Origin of the sequence: Actinocrispum wychmicini (assembly GCF_004345645.1) — a bacterium.
Taxonomy (GTDB): Bacteria; Actinomycetota; Actinomycetes; order Mycobacteriales; family Pseudonocardiaceae; genus Kibdelosporangium; species Kibdelosporangium wychmicini.
This window is the reverse complement of sequence record NZ_SLWS01000005.1, coordinates 631,750-649,517: the sequence shown is the minus strand read 5'-3', so window position 1 is coordinate 649,517 and position 17,768 is coordinate 631,750. Positions and strand designations below refer to the sequence as shown.

General features: G+C 67.3%; 18 protein-coding genes. 13 read left to right on the top strand and 5 right to left on the bottom strand.

The window, feature by feature from the left end; translation table 11 throughout:
- Positions 1-56 precede the first annotated feature (56 nt).
- The 4 genes from EV192_RS25015 to EV192_RS25000 are packed head-to-tail and all read left to right on the top strand — an operon-like array spanning position 57 to position 2,431.
- On the top strand, positions 57-590 hold the full coding sequence (locus tag EV192_RS25015; protein ID WP_132119357.1) for a lipid droplet-associated protein: 534 nt from the start codon (positions 57-59) through the stop codon (positions 588-590).
- On the top strand, positions 587-1,855 hold the full coding sequence (gene xseA / locus EV192_RS25010) for an exodeoxyribonuclease VII large subunit (protein ID WP_132119355.1): 1,269 nt from the start codon (positions 587-589) through the stop codon (positions 1,853-1,855). Before EV192_RS25015 ends, xseA begins: the two co-directional genes overlap by 4 nt.
- A complete protein-coding gene (locus tag EV192_RS25005; RefSeq protein WP_132119353.1) occupies positions 1,845-2,225 on the top strand; it encodes a sugar ABC transporter substrate-binding protein in 381 nt (126 codons plus the stop codon). The genes xseA and EV192_RS25005 overlap by 11 nt, the downstream gene beginning before the upstream one ends.
- Positions 2,222-2,431, top strand: coding sequence for an exodeoxyribonuclease VII small subunit (locus EV192_RS25000; protein ID WP_132119351.1), 210 nt, complete (start codon positions 2,222-2,224; stop codon positions 2,429-2,431). Before EV192_RS25005 ends, EV192_RS25000 begins: the two co-directional genes overlap by 4 nt.
- A 49-nt stretch (positions 2,432-2,480) precedes the next feature.
- On the opposite strand, the gene EV192_RS24995 is transcribed toward EV192_RS25000, so the two are convergent.
- Positions 2,481-3,068: a DUF4245 domain-containing protein gene (locus tag EV192_RS24995; protein WP_132119349.1), complete on the bottom strand. Its 588-nt coding sequence runs from the start codon at positions 3,066-3,068 to the stop codon at positions 2,481-2,483.
- A 92-nt stretch (positions 3,069-3,160) separates the two neighbouring features.
- Here EV192_RS24995 and glpX point away from each other — a divergent pair, with 92 nt between their 5' ends.
- The 5 genes from glpX to EV192_RS24970 all read left to right on the top strand — a co-directional run bounded on the left by glpX (position 3,161) and on the right by EV192_RS24970 (position 8,010).
- Positions 3,161-4,234 carry a class II fructose-bisphosphatase gene (gene glpX, locus EV192_RS24990; protein ID WP_132119347.1) on the top strand — a complete coding sequence of 358 codons (1,074 nt, stop codon included), beginning with the start codon at positions 3,161-3,163 and terminating at the stop codon, positions 4,232-4,234.
- A 105-nt stretch (positions 4,235-4,339) separates the two neighbouring features.
- On the top strand, positions 4,340-5,857 hold the full coding sequence (locus EV192_RS24985) for an alpha/beta hydrolase (RefSeq protein ID WP_132119345.1): 1,518 nt from the start codon (positions 4,340-4,342) through the stop codon (positions 5,855-5,857).
- A gap of 158 nt (positions 5,858-6,015) precedes the next feature.
- Positions 6,016-6,678 carry a S1 family peptidase gene (locus EV192_RS24980; RefSeq protein WP_243727051.1) on the top strand — a complete coding sequence of 221 codons (663 nt, stop codon included), beginning with the start codon at positions 6,016-6,018 and terminating at the stop codon, positions 6,676-6,678.
- A gap of 101 nt (positions 6,679-6,779) precedes the next feature.
- Entirely contained in the window at positions 6,780-7,424 is a 645-nt protein-coding gene (locus EV192_RS24975) for a L,D-transpeptidase (RefSeq protein WP_132119343.1), read from the top strand.
- 70 nt (positions 7,425-7,494) lie between these two features.
- A complete protein-coding gene (locus EV192_RS24970) occupies positions 7,495-8,010 on the top strand; it encodes a L,D-transpeptidase (protein ID WP_132119341.1) in 516 nt (171 codons plus the stop codon).
- On the opposite strand, the gene EV192_RS24965 is transcribed toward EV192_RS24970, so the two are convergent.
- Complete coding sequence (locus EV192_RS24965; RefSeq protein ID WP_132119339.1) at positions 8,007-8,417, bottom strand: PPOX class F420-dependent oxidoreductase; 411 nt, start codon at positions 8,415-8,417, stop codon at positions 8,007-8,009. The genes EV192_RS24970 and EV192_RS24965 overlap by 4 nt on opposite strands.
- A gap of 61 nt (positions 8,418-8,478) precedes the next feature.
- Between EV192_RS24965 and EV192_RS24960 the strand changes: the two genes are divergently transcribed.
- Complete coding sequence (locus EV192_RS24960; protein WP_132119337.1) at positions 8,479-11,379, top strand: NACHT domain-containing protein; 2,901 nt, start codon at positions 8,479-8,481, stop codon at positions 11,377-11,379.
- On the opposite strand, the gene EV192_RS24955 is transcribed toward EV192_RS24960, so the two are convergent.
- Entirely contained in the window at positions 11,380-12,348 is a 969-nt protein-coding gene (locus EV192_RS24955) for an NAD(P)/FAD-dependent oxidoreductase (protein WP_132119335.1), read from the bottom strand. It abuts the gene before it with no gap.
- Positions 12,349-12,427: 79 nt separating this feature from the next.
- Between EV192_RS24955 and EV192_RS24950 the strand changes: the two genes are divergently transcribed.
- Positions 12,428-13,828, top strand: coding sequence for a class II fumarate hydratase (locus EV192_RS24950; protein ID WP_132119333.1), 1,401 nt, complete (start codon positions 12,428-12,430; stop codon positions 13,826-13,828).
- Positions 13,825-14,667 (top strand): NAD(P)-dependent oxidoreductase, encoded by an 843-nt coding sequence (locus EV192_RS24945; RefSeq protein WP_132119331.1) that lies wholly within the window; start codon positions 13,825-13,827, stop codon positions 14,665-14,667. Before EV192_RS24950 ends, EV192_RS24945 begins: the two co-directional genes overlap by 4 nt.
- Here EV192_RS24945 and EV192_RS24940 read toward each other — a convergent pair.
- Positions 14,570-15,529 (bottom strand): DMT family transporter, encoded by a 960-nt coding sequence (locus EV192_RS24940; protein ID WP_243727050.1) that lies wholly within the window; start codon positions 15,527-15,529, stop codon positions 14,570-14,572. The genes EV192_RS24945 and EV192_RS24940 overlap by 98 nt on opposite strands.
- 47 nt (positions 15,530-15,576) lie before the next feature.
- Between EV192_RS24940 and pdxR the strand changes: the two genes are divergently transcribed.
- Positions 15,577-16,956 (top strand): MocR-like pyridoxine biosynthesis transcription factor PdxR, encoded by a 1,380-nt coding sequence (gene pdxR, locus EV192_RS24935; RefSeq protein ID WP_132119329.1) that lies wholly within the window; start codon positions 15,577-15,579, stop codon positions 16,954-16,956.
- A gap of 78 nt (positions 16,957-17,034) precedes the next feature.
- Here pdxR and EV192_RS54885 read toward each other — a convergent pair whose 3' ends face one another.
- A complete protein-coding gene (locus EV192_RS54885; protein ID WP_424923382.1) occupies positions 17,035-17,643 on the bottom strand; it encodes an RlpA-like double-psi beta-barrel domain-containing protein in 609 nt (202 codons plus the stop codon).
- Between the last annotated feature and the right edge of the window lie 125 nt (positions 17,644-17,768).

Below are 17,768 nucleotides of genomic sequence, written 5' to 3'. Positions count from 1 at the left end.
CGAAGTGACATGTGTCCCAGTTGGGTATTGGCGGCGGTCTACGGCAGGCTATGCGCATGACTCCTCTGCCGCTGCCCCTGCGGGTCGCCGCCGGAATCGCCGCGACCGCCATCGAGCGGGCGCGCGAACTGCCCGAAAAGCTCGTTGGACTGCCGGTAACCGTTGCCAGCCAAGCGATGCAGCTGTCCATGCGGGTGCAGCAGGAGATCACGGCGCTGGCCATCAAGGGGGACGAGGCGTTGGCGGCGTTGCGCCCGGTCGAGGAGAATCCCGAGTGGGCCACGTTCGACGAGGATGTCGACCGCTATGACGTGAGCGGGCCGGACAGCAACGGCCGCGCGCCCGACCCGTGGGAGATGGAGGAGTCGGCGATCGCGGACGCCGAGGAGGTGCCGCCGCCGGCCGGGCTGCCGAACTACGACGAGCTCTCGCTGCCGCAGCTGCGTGCCCGGCTGCGCACGTTCTCCCTGGAGGAGCTGCGGGACCTGCTCCGCTACGAGGAGGCCAACGCGGCCCGGCCGTCGTTCATCGGCATGCTGACCCGGCGCATCGCGTCGGTGTCGGCCGCGTCGCCGCCCGATTCGCAGTGACCCAACCGTCCACTGCGGAGCAGCCGTGGCCGGTTCGCACGGTCGCCCGCAAGATCAACGAGTGGATCAGCCGGCTCGGCTCGGTGTGGGTTGAGGGCCAGGTCACACAACTGTCGCTGCGGCCAGGCACCCAGACGGCGTTCCTCACGCTGCGCGACCCCGCGGCGGACGTGTCGATGACGGTGACGGCGCCGACAGTGATGCTGCGCGAGTTCCAACCGCCGCTGTCCGAGGGCACGCGGATCATCGTGCACGCGCGGCCGACGTTCTTCATGAATCGCGGCACGCTGAGCCTCCGAGCTGACGAAATCCGCGCGGTCGGCATTGGCGAGTTGCTCGCGCGGATCGAACGGCTGCGGAGGTTGCTCGCGGCTGAAGGCTTGTTCGAGCGGTCCCGCAAGCGCAGGCTGCCGTTCCTGCCGGGCACGGTCGGGCTGATCACCGGCCGGGCGTCCGCGGCCGAGCGGGACGTCCTGGTGAACGCGCACGCCCGCTGGCCCGCTGTGCAGTTTCGGGTAGAGAACGTTGCCGTACAAGGGGCTTTGGCCGTTCCGCAGATCCTGGAAGCACTGTCGGCTTTGGACCGGGATCCGGCCGTGGCCGTGATCGTGATCGCCCGCGGCGGCGGCAGCGTGGAGGACCTGCTGCCGTTCTCGGACGAGACGTTGTGCCGCGCGGTCGCCGACTGCCGGACGCCGGTGGTGAGCGCGATCGGGCACGAGCCGGACACCCCGCTGCTGGACCACGTCGCCGACCTGAGGTGCTCGACGCCGACGGACGCCGGCAAACGGGTGGTTCCGGACGTCGCCGAAGAAGGCCAACGGGTCCGGACTCTGCGCGACCGGGCCCGCCGGGCACTACACGGCTGGGTGGATCGTGAACGCCGGTTGCTCGACCAACTGCGCAGCCGGCCGGTGCTCGCTGATCCGCTCGGCCCCCTGGAAAGGCACGCTGAGCAGGTACTCCTCGCCCGCGAGCGGACCCGTCGGGGGATCATTTCGCTGATCAGGGCCGAACGGGCCTCGATTGACGGGACCAAAGCCCGCTTGACGACCCTCGGTCCAGCCGCCACCCTGGCCCGGGGATACGCGGTTGTGCAATTCGTCACGCGGGATGAGAATCTCAGGGTTCTACGTTCGGTAACCGACGCCTCACCCGGTACTCGGCTGCGGGTCCGCGTTGGCGACGGTGCCGTGCACGCGATCGTGTCCGGAGAAGAGCGAGGGTCAGGTGGACCGGGGAGGGGAGACGACGGTGGCGACTAGGCCGGCCTTCCTCCCATCAACGACGGCCGCGGCGGTGGCCGCGGGTGCCGAGTTGGTGCGGCGAAGCGCCGAGCAGGCAGACTCGGCCGCGGCCGAGTGTTGGGCGGCGTTGCTCGGGGGATGTGACTCACCGGGGCGCAGGCTGTTGCCTGCGCGGCTGCGTGAGCTGGCGGACACCACGGCGATCTACGCCGGCACAGCGTGGTGGTACGGCGACGGGTCCCGTCTGCGGGTGCGGATAACCCAGGCGAGAGAGCGGATCGAGGAAGCCATTCACGAGCGTGACGGGCAGGATTTCGCCGAGGCGTTCATCGGTTACGACGAGGCGGTGGCGACTGCCATCGTCCGGGTCGGAAGCATGATCAAGTGACCGACGGACAACTGGGCTACGAGCAGGCGCGGGACGAACTGGCGGACGTGGTGGCCAAGCTGGAGGCGGGCGGCCTGTCCCTGGAGGAGTCGTTGGCGCTGTGGGAACGCGGCGAGGCGCTGGCGAAGATCTGCGACCGGCATCTGGCGGGCGCCCGGGAGCGCGTGGAAGCCGTGCTGGCCGCCGCGGAGCAGGACAAGGACTGAGTGCACCGCGAAGGGCGCTCACGGACGAGGCGGTGAATGAGCCGCAGAGCTATTGCGTCACGGGCCGCGCGTCCTGCACAGCGGTGGCGAGGGCCCGGAATTCGTCCTCGCTGCCACTGCCGGTGATCAGCACCTGGACGTTGCCGAGCGACGTGACCCACGAGGGCTCGCCGCCCTTGCCGGGGTACTTCGTCCATTTCGTGCCGGCCACGTCCATGGTTCCGTTGGCGGTCGCGGACACCCCACCGCCGGCCTCCAGCACGACCAGGGGCTCGATCTGCGCCTTGGACTGGCTCAGCCGCAGGTACGTGCCATTGGGCGTGACCCATCCCACACGCACGGCGGTGGAGGCGTCGGCGCCCGTCCCGACAGGCACCGTGTTGGCCGAGTTGGCGTACCAGCCTGCCGGCACCGCGGGCGACCGCACGGGGTAGTCCACACGCCGCGCGGCTGATGAGAGTTCTCTGCTCGCGTCGACGCTGGGCAGGGCGGACGGGTCCACGGCCGGGCCGTTGGGGCTGAACTGGCAGCCGCGGTTGAGCCACAGGGTGGCGCCGACGATCACCAGCAGGATGATCAGGGACAGGACCATGTCCCGTGCGCTCTGCTTGGTGCGGGACTGCCGTTCGGACGCCACAGGGTCATCGTCGCAGCCGTTGTGACGCGCCGTTACCGCACCCCCGGTCCGATCTGCGAGGATCGATTCGCCGATGACGAACGGGAGCCGAGATGACGACCTCGAACACCGCGACGACCTCAACCACGGCCAGCAGGCGGGAAGCACCGGACCGCAACCTCGCCCTCGAACTCGTCCGGGTGACCGAGGCGGCGGCCATGTCGGCCGGCCGGTGGGTGGGCCGGGGCGACAAGAACGGTGGTGACCAGGCCGCCGTCGACGCCATGCGCAAGCTGATCGGCACGGTGTCCATGCAGGGTGTCGTGGTGATCGGGGAGGGTGAGAAGGACGAGGCCCCGATGCTGTTCAACGGCGAGGAGGTCGGTGACGGCAACGGGCCGCCGTGTGATGTGGCCGTCGACCCGATCGACGGGACCACGTTGATGGCCAAGGGGATGCCGAACGCGATCGCGGTGCTCGCGGTCGCCGAGCGCGGCGCGATGTTCGACCCGTCCGCCGTGTTCTACATGGAGAAGCTGGCGGTCGGCCCGGAGGCGGCCGATGTGGTGGACATCACCGCGCCGGTCGCGGAGAACATCCGCCGGGTCGCGAAGGCCAAGCACAGCGACGTGTCGGACGTGACCGTGTGCATCCTCGACCGGCCCAGGCACGGGCAGTTGGTGCAGGAGGTGCGCCGCGCGGGCGCCCGGATCCACTTCATCTCCGACGGCGACGTCGCGGGCGCGATCTCCGCGGCTCGCCCGAACACGGGTGTCGACATCCTGCTGGGCGTCGGCGGCACGCCGGAGGGAATCATCACGGCGTGTGCGTTGAAATGCATGGGTGGCGCCATCCAGACCCGGCTGTGGCCGAGGGACGACGCCGAACGCGCCAAGGCGTTGGACGCCGGTCATGACCTGGACCGTGTTCTGTCCACCGACGATCTCGTTTCCGGGGACAACGTTTTCTTCTGTGCCACCGGAATCACCGACGGTGATCTGCTACGCGGCGTGCACTATCGCGCCGGAGGGTGCACGACCCAGTCGATCGTGATGCGTTCGAAGTCCGGAACCGTGCGCATGATCGATGGTTTCCACCGACTGACCAAGCTTCGTGAGTACTCCACGGTCGATTTCGACCGCAAGGACGAAGTCGACGATTCCGACACACTGCCGCCGCTGCCGTAACCAGGTCAGGTGAAGCCCGGCGATTCCCCACTTTGGTCGGGTCTCCGGTGACGTTTTCTCGCCTAATCTCGCCACACCTGTTCTGGTTCAACAGAGGTGGGTTAGGTGAAACGTCTGATTGTCACCACGGTCGCCAGCGCGGCCTTGGCGTTAACGGCCCTGAACGCTCCGGTCGCCACCGCGGCACCCGGCGCGCCGGCCGGCACCATCGACTTCGGTCCGTGTACGAACCCGACGCTGGTGGCAGCCGGCGCGCAGTGCGGTTTCCTGCAGGTTCCGATGGACTACCGCAGGCCTCACGGCAAGAAGATCCAGCTGGCGGTCTCGCGGGTCAAGCACAAGACGCCGGACAGCGCCTTCCAGGGCGTCATGCTGACCAACCCGGGCGGCCCCGGCGGCTCCGGGCTGCTGCTGTCCACTCGCGGCCCGCGCGTGCCCAACCACGCCGGGGACGCGTACGACTGGATCGGCTTCGACCCGCGCGGGGTCGGCTCCAGTGTGCCCGCGATCTCCTGCGACCCCAACTACATGGACTACAACCGGCCGAGCTACGTGCCGTTCACGCCGCAGCTCGAGCAGACGTGGCTCAACCGGGCCAGGGGCTACGCCGAGGCATGCCGCGCGAAGAACGACCCGGACCTGCTGGCGAACATGAAGACCACGGACACCGTGGCGGACATGGAGAGCATCCGGGTCGCGCTGCGCGCGGACAAGATGAACTTCTACGGCTACTCGTACGGCACGTACCTCGGGCAGGTGTACGCGACGCAGCACCCTGACCGGGTGCGCCGGATGGTCCTCGACAGCAACGTCGACGTCCGGGACGTCTGGTACCGCTTCAACCTGACCCAGGACCCCGGTTTCGACCGCAACCTGAACATCTGGTTCGGCTGGGTGGCGTCCCACGACGACGTCTACCACCTGGGCAAGACCCAGGCCGCGGTGAAGAACGTGTTCAACGAGCAGCTGCTGAAGCTGGCCCACAACCCGGCTGCCGGCGTGGTCGGCCCGGACGAGTGGATCGACATCTTCCAGCAGGCCGGCTACTACCAGCTGCGGTGGACGTTGCTGGGGTCCGCGTTCGCCAACTGGGTCAACAAGGGCGACGGCGCGACGCTGAAGACGCTGTTCGAGCAGTTCGGCGGCCGTGGCGACGACAACGGCTACGCGGTGTACCTGGCCGTGGAGTGCACGGACGCGCAGTGGCCGACGAACTGGAACAAGTGGCGGGTGGACAACTGGATCACGTTCACCAAGGCGCCGTATTTCACCTGGCAGAACGCCTGGTTCAACGCGCCGTGCGTGTTCTGGCCGGCCAAGGCGGGCAAGCCGGTGAACGTCGGCAGCCGCAACCTGAACAGCCTGTTGTTGATCGACGAGACGTTGGACGCGGCCACGCCGTATGAGGGCAGCTTGGAGGCCCGCAGCCGGTTCCCGAGTGCGTCGTTGATCGCCGAGCCGGGTGGCACGAGCCACGCGATCACCCCGCGCGGCGACGCCTGTGTCGACAACAAGATCGCCGACTATCTGGCGACGGGCACACTTCCACCGCGGAAGCCGGGCCGGACCGCGGATGTGGAATGTCAACCGCTGCCGCTGCCCGTTCCACCACCGGCCAGCTAACGTTACTTCCCGATCAAGTGAACTTCAGTCACTGACAGCGATCCGGCGGGCGGACACATCATTCGCCCGCCGGATCGCTCTGTCCGGACCGACCCAGTAGTTTCGACCGAGTGCTGCGCTCTTTGCTTGTCGGACTCGCCTGTTTGGCCGTACCGATCGTGGGGGGAAAGGACGCCGATCAGCCGTATTTCTTCATGGTTTCCGTCCAGGACCCGGCTGGAGATCATTTCTGCGGCGGCGTGCTCGTTCGCCCCGAATGGGTGGTCACGGCAGCGCATTGTGTTCAGAACAATCCGCCGGGTGACACGAAGGCCCGCATCGGCAGCAATGACCGGGCCCGCGGCGGCGAGGTTTCCGCCATATCGGCCGTCGTGGTCCACCCCGATTTCGACGGCGTCCGCCCCGGCAACGACATCGCCCTGCTGAAGCTGACGGCGCCGGTGCACGCCACCCCGATCCTCATCGCCGGTTCACCCCCGGCGGGCACGGCGACGCGGCTGCTCGGCTGGGGCCAGACCTGCCCGCAGCCGGGTGCCTGCCCCTCGCCGCCGATCCTGCAGCAGTTGGACACGCACGTGATCGGTCCGAACAACTGCCACGAGATCGACCCCGCCCATGAGCTGTGCACGGACAACCCGTCGGGCGGAGGTGCGTGCTACGGCGACTCTGGTGGCCCCGAGGTCGTCCAGACCACGAACGGCTGGCAGGTGGTGGGCGTGGCCAGCAGATCCGGCTTCGGCAGTTCGGACTGCGGCACCGGACCGTCCATATACACCGACGTCACGGCCTATGTGGACTGGATGACCAAACAGTTCGCGTGACACGACTGAGATCTTGCCGAGACCCAGCCTGACGCAACCAGCCGCTATAACGAGTCGTCTTAAGAGCACGAGGGATCCACACCGGCGTCAGGGGAGACGGGATGCAAGTTCGGAAGCTGCTCATCGGAGCGGCGGTCGCCGCCACCGCGGTGTTGAGCGCGTGCTCATCACAACAGCAGCCGCAGGCCATCGGCTTAGCGGCCGGCCAGCAGAACACGACATCCGCTGCCACGACCAGCACGGCCACGACGACTTCGTCGAGCGCGGCAGCCACGACGCCGCAGACCAGCAGCGCCACCACGCCGCCGCCGACGAGCAAGACGACACCGAAGACGACGCCGGACAAACCGAAAACCACTCCGGACAAGCCCGCACCACCGCCGCCCGCGCCGTCAAGCGCGCCGTGCAGCGCCGCGGCCAGCGCGTGTATCCGGTTGTCCACCAACGAGTCGTGGCTGATGAACAACGGGCAGGTCGTCTACGGTCCGGTGAAGATCACGTCCGGGCGGGCCGGATACCCCACGCCGACGGGCACGTTCCACGTTCTTTCCAAGGTCAAGGACTACCACAGCCGGGAGTTCGACAACGCGCCGATGCCGTACTCGGTGTTCTTCGTCCCCGGCATCGCGTTCCACCAGGGCAGCCTGGGTGTGAAGTCGCACGGCTGCATCCACCTGTCGATGGCGGCCGCGCAGAAGTACTTCGGGACGCTGTCCGTGGGTGACGTCGTGGAAGTGGTTCGCTGACACGTCTCTTGCAACCGACCTTCCCCTTGTCGCGTGAGTAAGGCTGACGCGACAAGGGGAAGGTTCTTTCATGCGCCAGGTTCTGCTGTGTGCGGTGGCGGTTTCGCTGCTGGCCGGCTGCACAGCGACGGCCGCACCGGTCGTCGCGCCGCCGGCTCCCACGGTCACGAGTGAGACGCCTGTCACGCCGTCTTCGTCGTCTCCGGCACCATCACCTGAGCCCCAGCGGGTGATGACGCCTCCGTGCGCAGCCACCGTCCGCGCATGCGTGAGCCTGTCCCAAGATCTCGCCTGGCTGATGAGGGACGGCACGGTGGAGTACGGCCCGGTGCCCACCACCCACGGCCGACCAGGCCAGGAGACCCCGGTCGGCACGTTCCAGGTGGCGTGGAAGGACGCGGTCCACCGAAGCAGCATCTACGGCGACGACATGCCCAACTCGGTGTTCTTCGCGGCCGGCGGCGTGGCGTTCCACCAGGGCTCGCTGACCGAGCAGTCGCACGGCTGCGTGCACCTGTCACCTGAGGCGGCCAAGGCCTTCTTCGACTCGTTGCCGGTCAAGGCGGTCGTCCAGGTGGTCGCCTAGCGCTGCCAGCCGTACACGCGGTCGACGGACACGCGAAGAACCAAGCGCTTGTCCGAGACCATGGCGGCCCGGTACTCGTCCCAGTTCGGGTGCTCACCGACGATGGCCCGGTACACCTCGACGAGTTCGTCCACAGTCGCGTCGTTCGGATCGGCGGCGACCTCGGACAACGTGGCCGTGCCCTCGGCGACGACATACCCGTCATAGCCGGGGCCGGTCACGTAGAAGCTCACGCGAGGGTCGCGGCGCAGGTTCTTGACCTTCGCGCGGTCATCCGTGGACGACACCCGGATCACCCCGCCGTCATAGGCGAACGACACCGGGGACAGCTGCGGCCGGCCATCCCGCTTGATGGTCACCACGGTGCCGTGCCGGTTGTCACGCAACAAATCGTGAAGATCAGCCATACCTGTCAACGTACCGTAAGCTGTCCGCTGCTCTTGTCGACCGCGCAGCAAAGGCTGGATCTTGGCCGCTCTGGAGACCGCAGCAGCAAAAGCACTGGAGAAGTCGCTCACCACCGCGCTCGCGCAACTGACCAAACGGTTATGGACGAACCGCCTGTCGCCCGCTGCCAGACGCGAGAAAGCGGCCTCGGACGTCATCAAGCAACTGACCGCACACGACTTCAGTGGACAATTACGGTTGACGGCCGTGTTGCCCGAACTGTCGACCGGTATCTCGCTGAAGCAGGTCAAAGCCGCCATCGGTGGCCCGACCTTCCAAGGGCTGCTGCACGAACTGGTCGCGGCCCGAATCATGGGCATGCCCGAGCTCGTGGTCACCTGCGTCCGGCAGAACATGGAGATCGCGTTCCGCCTGGCGTTCCCCCAGTCCGACCCGGACCGGATAGCGGCCTTCGCCCACGGTCTCTTCGACGAACTGGATCGGGTCGTCGCGGATCTTGCCGGAAAGATCGACGACGGCAAGGGACTCAGGGAACTGCGCGAAGGCGCCGCCGTCACACTGATCAACGCGGCCTCGAACAGCATCAGGCGGCACAACTCGCACCTGCTGCTGCCGAAAACCCTCGCGGAGGCCGGCGCGGCGCTCGACTGGGAGGCCACCTACCGCAACCAGGCCAGAACCGCGCACGGGCGGATCGAGCCACCCGACTTCGAACGCAAGCGCAGTGTCCCCATCGATTCCCTGTTCGTCTCGCCACGGATCAGGCCAAGGGTTGACGGCAACGTCAACGCGGTCCTTGATGTGGGCGGCCTGCGGAACGTCATCGACCGAACTGTTCTCCTGGGCGATCCGGGCGGCGGAAAGTCGACCGCGACCAACATGCTGGCCTGGCTCTTCGCTGGCACCCGAAACGACCTGGTCCCCTTTGTCGTGGTCGTCCGGAACTCGGCCACCCAGCGGCGTTCCATTCTGGAGCAGATCGAGTCCTGGCTGCGGTCCTACTACCAGAGCCCCGCGCCGCCGGACGCGGTCGAAGGCCTGTTGTTGTCCGGACGGGCCCTGGTCGTTTTCGACGGCTTGGACGAACTGATCGACACGTCCAAGCGCCGGGAGATGACCGAACGGATCGAACTGTTCTGCACCAGGTATCCCTTGGCCAAAGTGCTGGTGACATCCCGTCGGGTCGGCTACGAGGAAGCCGCCCTCGACCCCACGGTGTTCGAGGTCTACGAACTCGCCGAGTTCTCCGACGACAATGTCCGGACCTACGTGACCAACTGGTTCACCCAGGTGGGCAAAGCCGACGATGACGCCGCTCACGAGCTCGCCGCGTCGTTCATCCAGGAAAGTGCGGCGGTTCCGGAGTTACGCAGGAATCCGCTGATGCTCGCCCTGATGTGCATCATCTATCGCGGGCACATGTGGATACCCCGCAACCGGCCGGAGATGTACGAGCACTGCGCCAAACTCCTGTTCGAGAAGTGGGACAGCAGCCGTCAGATCTACGTGGGCCTGAAGGCGAGCGCCCACGTCGACGGCGCGATCAAACAGCTGGCCTACTGGATGTTCACAGATCCGGAAGCCGCCCAAGGGGTCCGGGAGAGCGAACTCGTCCGGGAAGCCACCACGTACCTGGAACCCGCTTTCAGCACACGCCCGGAAGCCGAGCAGGCGGCCCAGCAGTTTATCGACTTCTGTCGCGGTCGCGGTTGGGTGCTCACGGACGTGGGCACGACGGCGGACGGCGAGGCGCTGTTCGCGTTCACGCACCGCACGTTCATGGAGTATTTCGCGGCTTACGAGCTGACCCGTCAGCACAACGGGCCGGAGAAGGTCGCCAAGGCGATACTTCCCCATGTGGCCGCGGCCGAATGGCAGATCGTCGCCGAACTCGCCGTGCAGATATCGAACAAACACTGGCGCGACGGGGCCGCAAGAATCCTGAGAACGATACTCGACAATAGACGGTTCAGCAGTGTGGTGTCACGGCACAACATCACCAGGTTCGCGATTCGATGCTTGGGATTCGCCCATATTCCGGTACCGTTGGCAGCCGAGATCGGCCAGGCTTTTGTAGCGACCACCCTTCAGTTCGTCGCTGCCGGAAACCTGTTGCGCCCTGAGCGAATCGCCATTGTTCCTGAACTGCGAGAGCCGGTCGAGAACGAGATCCTGACCGCGCTCGCGACCGCTGTGATGTCCAACGATCGCATCAGCCGGGACGTCGCGACAGAAATCGTCGTCCACCTGTACAATTCGCACAGCGACGAGGCATTGATCGCGCCGACTCCAGAGGACATGGCCCGGTGGCACACACATCAACAGGCACTGTTCAAAGCTGTCAGGACCGAAATACATGACCGACGGGACAGTTCGATTTGGTTTATGGCATGGCGGCAAGGCCTGATATCCATCCAGCAACTTGTGCGCGAGAGCCCGTACGCGGACCAGTATCCGCTGAGCATTCTGTTCGCCGCCTCCATCTCCACATACACGCGGGACGGATGGGGAAGCTGGGGCCCGTTCATGGCGAGACGACTTCTCCAGTCCGGGCCAGAAGCCGACGACTACTCAGCCACGTGGGAGGAAGTCAAATGGCTGGGCCATTTCATGGACACACTCGGACATCCGCCCTGGGTGCTGCCATTCGTACATGTGCGTATAGGAGGAGTGCAGAGCGCAGACCTGCGGTTGGACACGCTGAACAGCGACTGCGGCTGGGCTTTGCTCTGTTTGATGCTCATCGATATCGAAGCAACAGGCGTGGAGAAATTCCTCCAACCCTCGCATGGCGACTCCCGCAACTACGACCAGGCCGAGGCGGCGCTTGCGTGGCGGCGAGCCGCCTACACAGCCCTGCCACAATGGCTTTCGGCGGTCATTGACGCTATGCCGGCCAAGCGTCGGGACCTGGTTGTCGCTTGGTTGGACAACCAGGTCGATTTCGTTGTTCGCGAGTGACTATCCGTCGTTGCTGGAGTGACCGGGGAACAAATGCGCTTCCGGGTTCAGCGCGACGGCGATGTTGTTCACCGCTGTGGCCGCTTCGCCGAAGCCCGTGGCGATCAGCTTGACCTTTCCCGGGTACTGCGCCACGTCGCCGGCCGCGTAAACCCGGTCCACAGCGGTCTTTCCCGTGCTGTCGACTTCGATCGCGCGGTGGCTGAGCTTGAAACCCCACGTCTCCAGTGGGCCCAGGTCGGCGGTGAAGCCGAGGGCGGCCACCACCACGTCCGCTTGGTGGGTGACCGGGTCGGAGCCTTTCACTCGGATGTCGCATTCCTGCACGGTTGGCTCGCCGCGCAGGGCGGTGACCTCGGCGTCCGTGATGATCGGCACTCCGAGTTCCTCCACCGCGCGGACCGTTGGTGGGTGGGCGCGGAATTTCGCGCGTCGGTGGACCAGTTTCACCGAGGCCGCGATCGGGTGCAGGGCGAGGGCCCAGTCGAAGGCTGAGTCGCCGCCGCCGACCACTACCACGTGTTTGTCCCGGTAGATGTCCAGCTCGGGGACGAAGTGGACCATTCCGCGGCCCAGCCAGCCGTCGCCGGCGGGCAGCGGGCGGGGCGTGAACTCGCCGATTCCGGCGGTGATCAGGATCGCGCCGGCGTGGACCTCGGTGCCGTCGCCCAGGCTGACGGTGAAGCCGTCGCCGTTGGGTGACAGGGTGCTTGCCTTGCGGCCCAGCAGGTATGTGGGTTTCCACTGGGCGGCCTGTTCGACCAGGGCCGCTACCAGGTCACGGCCGCGGATGGCCGGGAAGCCGGCCACGTCGAAGATCATCTTCTCCGGGTACATCGCGGTCACCTGGCCGCCGGGTTCCGGCAGGGAGTCCACGACCGCCGTGGAGAGGTCCCGGAAACCCGCGTAGTAGGCGGCGAACAGGCCGGTTGGTCCGGCCCCGACGATGAGCAAATCAACGTCCGTCAAGACAACACCCCCGTGGTGGTGGGAACGATCACGAGCCTACGACGAGCGGAGAACCCAGCCTAGGGTGAACACTCGGGTCATGGCTGAAAGTGACTATCGCGTCGAGCACGACACCATGGGTGAGGTCCGGGTGCCGGTGGACGCTTTGTGGCGCGCGCAGACGCAGCGTGCGGTCGAGAACTTCCCCATCTCCGGCCGCGGCCTCGAACGTGCCCAGATCAGGGCGCTGGGCCTGCTCAAGGCGGCCGCCGCGCGGGTGAACGAGCGGCTCGGCGTGCTCCCGGGCGACGTCGCCGACGCGATCGCGCGGGCCGCGGAGGAGGTCGCGGACGGCAGGCATGACGCGCATTTCCCGATCGACGTGTTCCAGACCGGGTCCGGCACGTCGTCGAACATGAACGCCAACGAGGTGGTCGCCACGCTCGCCACCCGGTCACTCGGCCGGGACGTGCACCCGAACGACCACGTCAACGCGTCCCAGTCGTCCAACGACACGTTCCCCACCACGATCCACATCGCGGCGACCGAAGCAGTTGTCCGGGACGTCATCCCGGCACTGGACCATTTGGCCGCGACCCTGGAGAGGCGCGCCACGGACTGGGCGGGCGTGGTGAAGTCCGGCCGGACCCACCTGATGGACGCGGTCCCGATCACCCTCGGCCAGGAAGCCGGCGCGTGGGCGGCGCAGGTCCGCTTTGGCGTCGAACGGCTCCAGTCGTCCCTCCCCCGCCTGGCGGAGTTGCCCATCGGCGGGACGGCCGTGGGCAGTGGTCTCAACGCGCCAGCAGGGTTCGGTACTCAGGTGTCCGCGGAGTTGGCGGCCGTGACGGGTCTGCCGTTGACCGAGGCACGCAACCACTTCGAGGCGCAGGCGACGCAGGACAGTGTGGTCGAGACCTCCGGTCAGTTGCGGACGGTCGCGGTGTCGCTGTTCAAGATCGCCAACGACCTGCGGTGGCTCGGCTCCGGGCCGCGCGCCGGCCTGGCCGAACTGCACCTGCCGGATCTGCAGCCGGGGTCGTCGATCATGCCAGGCAAGGTGAACCCGGTGATCTCCGAGGCCACCATGATGGTGGTCGCCCAAGTAGTGGGGAACGACGCCGCGGTCGCGTTCGCCGGCAGCCAGGGCAACTTCCAGCTCAACGTGATGCTCCCGGTGATCGCCCGCAACGTGCTCGAATCCGCGCGGCTCATCGCGGCCGTCGCGCGCCTGCTCGCCGACAAGGTCCTTGCGGGTACGGAGGCCGATGTGGCGCGCGCACGTGAGTACGCGGAGTCGTCGCCATCGATCGTGACGCCGCTGAACAAGTACATCGGCTACGAGGAAGCTGCGTCGATCGCCAAGCAGTCGTTGAAGGAACGCAAGACCATCCGGGACGTGGTGATCGAACGCGGACACGTCGAATCCGGCAGGATCACTCTCGAACAGCTCGACGAAGCCCTTGACGTCCTGCGGATGGCACGTGGAGGTACGAAGTGAGGGTTGCCCTGCTCGGCACCGGGATCATGGGAACAGGCATGGCGAAGAACATCGCCAGGGCCGGAATCCCGATCAAGGCGTGGAACCGGTCGAAGGCGCGCGCGGAACCGTTGGCGGAACACGGGGTCACGGTCACCGACACCGCGGCCGAAGCGGTCGACGGCGCCGATGTCGTGATCACGATGCTGCACGACGCGGACTCCGTCGAGTCCGTCATCAAGAACGTGACGCTCGGTCCGGAAACCGTGTGGGCACAGATGAGTACGGTCGGCATCGCCGGCACAGCCAGGCTGGCCGCGCTCAGCGACCGGTTCGTCGACGCGCCCGTTCTGGGCACCAAGAAGCCCGCCGAGGACGGGACCCTGGTCGTGATGGCGTCCGGACCGGCCGAGCTGAAGGACAAGGTGACGCCGGTGTTCGAGGCCGTCAGCTCGCGGCTGATGTGGATCGCCGACGAGCCGGGCGCGGCCAGCAAGCTCAAGCTCGTCATCAACGGGTGGATGCAGTGTGTGCTCGCCGGCGTGGCGCAGACGGTCGCGTTCGCCGAGGCCGTCGGCGTGGATCCGCGACTGTTCCTGGACACCATCCGCGGCCAGGCGTCCGACTCGCTGATCGCTCAGGGCAAGGGCGCCGCGATGATCGCCCGCGACTTCGCGCCGACCTTCGCCCTGGACGGTTTGGAAAAGGACACTGACCTGATCGCGCAGGCGATCAAGGACTCCGGTGTGGACGCGTCGGTCATCACAGCGATTCTGAACGTGACGCGGCGGGCCCGGGATCTCGGACACGGCGACGAGGATATGGCCGCGATCTACTACGCGTTCCGCCCAGACCGATAACGCAGCCGACGGCCACGACAAGCGCGCCGGTGAGCGCGGTGATCGTCAGCGGCTGTGCGCCGACGATCACCGCGACCCCCAGTCCGGACAGCGGCATCAGCCCGATCAGGACACCGACCCGGTCAGCGCCGAGCACCCGGACGCCCGTGTACCAGAACACGAACGCCACTGCCGTGACCAAGGTGCCCAACACGAATAACACCGCCCACTGCCGAGAAGTTGGCATCGCCCAGTCACTTTTCCAGATCGTGACCGCGAAACCGCCTACGGCCGCACCGACACACGCCCAAGTGGACGCGGCGACTGCGCCGATCCGCCGTACGACACCGGCGCCGGCCAACGTGAAGGTCACTTCGCATGCCAGCACGAGCAAGGCGAGCAGCAGCCCTGGCCCGTGCCACGAGCCGCCGCCGGTCAACACCGCGACCCCGGCCACCACCAGCACGGCTCCCGCGAGCGCGCGCGGATTCGGCCGTTTGCCTCGCAGCGCGGGTACAAGGATCGCGAGAACCAGCGGGCTGCCGCCAAGGACGGCGGCGACGAAGCCGGGCGTGGCGTACCGCTGGGCCAGGAGGATCAGGGCGTTGAAGCCGAGCATGCCCGCGCCGACCATGCCTATCAACCCAGGCAGGTCCCGCAGCGCCGGTCGCGGTAGCCAGGTCCGCTCAGTAAGAGCGGGCAGGTCCCGCGGTCCCGGTCGCGAGAACCTGCCCCTCTGCCACGCGAGCAGCGCGATCGCGCCGATCGCGTAGCGGATCGCCTGGCCGGTCAGCACCGGGTATCCGTCGAGCATCCCGGTGAGCGGCACCGAGCCGCCCACCAGCAACGAAGCCACAGCCGCCAGCCAGATCGCCTTGGTCACGTGATCAAGAGTGCCGGATATGTGGTCCAGCAGTAAGCTCCACTTCCATGGTCGATAACTGGACCACTTTGCGAGAGCTCCTGTTGCCGACCGGACCACGCCGTGGCCGGGCGGTCGAGTCGGCACTGCGGGACGCCATCCGGGACGGCCGGCTGGTGCCCGGCACTCGACTGCCGTCGAGCCGCGACCTCGCCGGCCAACTAGAGGTCGCCCGTGGCACGGTCACGTCCGCGTACGCCCAGCTCGTGGCTGAGGGCTACCTGCTCGCACGGCACGGCTCAGGCACGACGGTCGCGCCCGTCGGCTCCGGCGACGCCACGCCCGCGCCACCAAGCGGCCGGCAGTCGTGGCGGATCGACCTGCGAACCGGTGTGCCCGCGCTGTCGGCGTTTCCGCGCGCCGAATGGGTCTCGGCGACCCGGGCCGCGTTGGCGGAGCTGCCGGACGAGGCGCTCGACTATCCCGACCCAGCCGGGTTCGCCGGCCTGCGCACGGAACTGGCCAGCTATCTCGGGCGAGTACGCGCGGTCGCCGCGACCGCCGACCAGATCGTGATCACGAACGGCGCGGCCGAGGTGCTCCGGCTGATGTTCGAGCAACTCCGGATGACTGGGCACCGCACGATCGCGATCGAGGATCCCTGCCTGCCCGGCGAACGTGAACTCGTTGAAGCACACGGACTCAAGCCCGTCTCCATCTCTGTGGACGATCGCGGCCTGCGCGTGTCGGACCTGGCCAAGACGGACTGTCGAGCCGTGCTGACGACCTCGGCGCACCAGTTTCCGCTGGGTGTGGTCCTACATCCGGACCGGCGACACGCGTTGCTGGCGTGGGCTCGTGACGTGGACGGGGTGATCATCGAGGACGACTACGACGCCGAGCACCGCTACGACCGGCCCGCACTCGGTGCCATGCAAGCACTTGCGCCGTCCCGTGTGGTCTATCAGGGCAGTGTCAGCAAGGTGCTGTCACCCGCGCTGCGCCTGGGCTGGGCGGTCGTGCCGGACCGTTTCCGGGCCACCCTCGTTGCCCGGAAACGGTTCTCCGACATGGGAACGGCGACCATACCGCAGGCGACCCTGGCCTGGCTGTTGCGGTCCGGCGGCTACGACCGCCACCTGCGCCGGACCCGGGCGCTGTACCGACGTCGGCGGGACGCGCTGTTGGCGGCGTTGGCGGAGGATCTGCCCGACTGGCGCCCGATCGGCATCGCCGCCGGACTGCACCTGGTGATCCGGCTCCCGGACGGGATCGACGACCGCCTGCTCTCGCAGGCGCTCGCCGCCCGTGGGGTGAACGCCCCGGCTCTGGCCGGCTACGCGACGAACGGCCTCTTCCCCGGCCTCGTAGTCGGCTACGCGACACTCACCCCCGACCGTCTCCGCACCGCGGTCGCGGAATTCCGCGAGGCGGTGCGGGAAATCTAGTGGTCGCCGCCGGACACTAGACAGCCACGATCCCCGTCTCACGAGCATGGCCCACTCGTGAGACGGGGAAAGGGGATCTCAGCCGACGCGCTCGATGCGCACGTGCCGGATCAGGAACTTGCCCGGCTCACGGACCTGTTCGAAGGCCGCGTTGTTCAGCAGCGCACAGCTTCCGGAGACGGACGTGACCTGGACGGTGGTGGACTTGTTGTTGTCCAGGTTGGTCACCTTGAGCTTGGTGCCAGCCGGGAACTGGTTGCTCGACGCGGCCGGCGCGCCGCCTTCGCCGGACAACGTGACTGTGGAACCGGCACACACCACGCTGCCGGACGCGTTGTCGTCGTTCGTGGGCGGCTTGGCCGCGCTCGTGTCGGTGTTCGCACCGCCGGAGTTGTCGGCGGGTGGTGTGGCGTTCCCGTTGTCCGCCTTGACGTCCGCCGTACACCCGGCGGCTTTGCGGCGCTGCTGGATCAGATCCACCACAGCCTGCCGGTTCGCGATCCGCGCCGCCGACTGCGCATCCGGTTTCGCCTGCTGGCCGGCGATGAAGTTCAGGTTGTTCTTGAGCGCCTGGTCCAGGCCGGCGCAGTTCTCCCCCGAGGTCGTCGGCACAGCCGCCGCGGCGTCGGCTGTGACGTTCTTGGTGCACCCGGCGGCTTTGCGGCGCTGCTGGATCAGATCCACCACAGCCTGCCGGTTCGCGATCCGCGCCGCCGACTGCGCATCCGGATTGGCCTGCTGGCCGGCGATGAAGTTCAGGTTGTTCTGCAGGGCGGTGTCCAACCCACCGCAGTCCTCCGCGGCCTGACTGT